At 41.0% G+C, this 2,830-nt stretch carries 1 protein-coding gene and 1 pseudogene; one reads left to right on the top strand and one right to left on the bottom strand.

Annotated features, from left to right (window positions below):
- Window positions 1-163: 163 nt before the first annotated feature.
- Window positions 164-2,134, bottom strand: coding sequence for a TonB-dependent receptor (locus tag Q0257_RS08895; RefSeq protein ID WP_298024206.1), 1,971 nt, complete (start codon window positions 2,132-2,134; stop codon window positions 164-166).
- Between the two features lie 109 nt (window positions 2,135-2,243).
- Between Q0257_RS08895 and Q0257_RS08890 the strand changes: the two are divergent.
- A pseudogene (locus tag Q0257_RS08890) lies at window positions 2,244-2,830 on the top strand (AraC family transcriptional regulator); the annotation flags it as partial.

The raw sequence follows: 2,830 nt of genomic DNA, 5'->3' as shown, positions 1-2,830 counted from the left end.
TGATACGAGATAATAGCGCCGCTAAGGGCTACGATTAAGATCGGCACGCAGCATATAAGCGTCAAAACAAGATGGACGTTGAACCAAAATTTTTTCCATTTTAGAATCGCCATTAATTTCCTTAAATTTTAAATCCGCAGACGAAATTTTATGCGCCGCGAATTTAAAAGTTCACGTTAAATCCAACCTGCGCCTTCATCCCGTCTACGACCATCATTTGATAATTTCCCGAGCGCGTTAGTACGAATTCGTTGAATATGTTATAAAGCGTAAAATTTAAACTTGCGTCTTTTGTGACTTTATAGCTCGCGCCCAGATCAAAAAGCGTGTATGAGCGGATATCCTCATCGTAGCTTAGGCTATCGCGCGTCCTACTATAATAATTTATTTGCGACCATAAGTTTAGCTTGGAGCTTACGTCGTAATCAAATCCTAGCTTTACCGAATGGATTGGAAAATTATTTAAGGTTTTGCCCTTCTCGCTACCCGTTTTTTGCTCGGATTTCGTATAGGCGTAGTTTGCATGCAGCTTCAAATTATCTAAAATTTGATAATCGCTACTTAGCTCTAGACCCCTAACCTCGGCTTCTCCGACATTTATAGTGTCCCAAATACCGCGCCTGTAAGTTTTGCCGTTATGCACGCAAGGATTTCCCGGTCTTGGACGGCAAATCAATTTGGTAGAAATTCCATCTTTGATTTTGGTATAAAACGCGGTAGCGCTAAAGTTAAATTTATCGTTATCGTCGTAAGAAAATCCGCCTTCGTAACTTATGCTACTTTCAGGCTTTAGAGAGCTTCTGCCTATCTGCGCTCCCTGGCCTCCTGCAAATGGCAGGGCAAGGCCCTCGCTACGCTGCTTAATATCCGGAGTTGAATATCCCGTCGAAACGCCGCCTTTAATAGAAAAGCTTTCGTTTAAACGATAAACGGCATAAGCGCGCGGAGATATATGGCCGCCGTAGTCTTTATCGCGGTTATATCTGATTCCGCCGGTTAGCGTTAAATCGTCAGTTAGATAAAAATCATCCTCGCCGTAGATCGAATAATCCCATCTTTTGACATTTGCCTCATCTGCGGTAGTAGCGGCTTCGTTTAATCTCTCGCTTCGGTATTGCACGCCCAAACTCAAAGCATTTGAATCGAAAAAATATGAGCCTTTAGAATTTAGCGTAGTCGTTCTAAGATGCAGATCCTGGGCGCCGCTTTCTTTCATGCTATCGTAATTTGCATAGCTATCTATCATAAACTTATCGTATTTTCCCTGATGAGACAGGCTTGCGGTGTAGCCTTTCATATCCTCTTTCGCAATATCGTTATTGCCTCCAGAGGTTGTTCGCGTACGCCCGTATGTACGCCTAAATTTATTATTTACTTTACGATAATCAAGCGCTACCTCATCGTTTTGCGTTACGTTATACATCAGTTTTGCGCCCATATTCGTCTCTTCATTATTTCTATTCGCATAAGGCTCTTTGTCCTCTATCTTTTCAAAAAATCTGCCGTAAAGTGCGATACCTAGTACGTCCGGGACGATAGCTCCGTTTAGATAAAAACCCGTTTGATAATCACCTTTTATTTGCGATTTTTTAGCGAAAGTATAGTATCCGTTTACATTGCCGCTAAGCTCATTTGAAAAGCCCTTGGTGATGATATTTATTACTCCGCCCATAGCGTCGCTGCCGTAAAGCGAGCTCATAGGCCCGCGGATGACCTCTATGCGCTCTATCGCATTTGCGGGAGGCAAGAAATTCTGGCTGCTGCCGATACTCCTTAATCCTTTATAAGCACTATCGCTGGTTGCAGGCTTGCCGTCGATTAAAATTTTTGTATACTTTTGAGACAGACCTCTTAGGCTTATGCCTTTTCTAGATGCAGCACCTAGCGTTGCGGTAAAGGCACTCGGCAAATCCTCTACCATTGCAGAGATATCTTGGTAGTTGCGCTTTTGTATCTCTTTTTGCGTAAGAACGGAGATAGAAGCGGGTGCGTCTTGAATATTTTGCCGATAGCCCGTAGCACTAACTACGGTAATTTCACCCAAATTTACGCTTTTGCCTTGTTTTTCTATCTCACTCGATATCCCGGCTGTCGCTATAGCAGCGATCAGCGATAATTTATATATTACGCGCACAAACGCCCCTTTTCTTATTAAAATTTAAACTCATTTTACTATAATAAGATATGCATTATCAAGAAATGCTAAACGGCAGAGGGATTATTTTAAACGCTAAAGGGATAAGATGAGTAAAGAGATAAGTTTAGATGATTTTTTACAAAAAATATCTAACGACATTGAGCCGTCCAAGCAATGCAGGTATAGCAAAACCGAGCTTGAAAGCGAAAGTATAAAATTTGGCTTTAGCTCTTTTTATACGGGCGGAGAGATAGGATATTATAGCAGCGATATAATTTGCAGAGATTTTCTTTTGCATCGCCACGAGCGAGGTAGCCGCTATTCATTTTTATTTTTCAATACGGGCGAAAATCCTATCTGCTTCAGATCGGATAAAGATCAATTCGTTTTGAATAAAGGTGAGTTTTGGCTCGGAACTATGCAAAGCAAATTGCGTGGCGTTCACGAGCTTGAAAATAAACACTATAAAAGCTCCTGCATAGCGCTTAGCACCGCTTTTGCAAATGAGCTGGGAATTTTAAAAAATTTGAATTTAGATCAAGCTGTTTGCATGAAGAAATTTAAAACAAGCGCCGTGCAAAATATTATTCTCAAAGAGCTCGAAAATGCCGCGATATACGACGGCAAAATACGCGAAATTTTTATGGAAAGTAAAATTTTAGAGATGCTTTATAGAAGTTTTCATAAATTTAA

This window comes from uncultured Campylobacter sp. (genome assembly GCF_938018035.1).
Taxonomy (GTDB): domain Bacteria; phylum Campylobacterota; class Campylobacteria; order Campylobacterales; family Campylobacteraceae; genus Campylobacter_B.
This window is presented reverse-complemented; position numbering and strand designations above follow the sequence as displayed.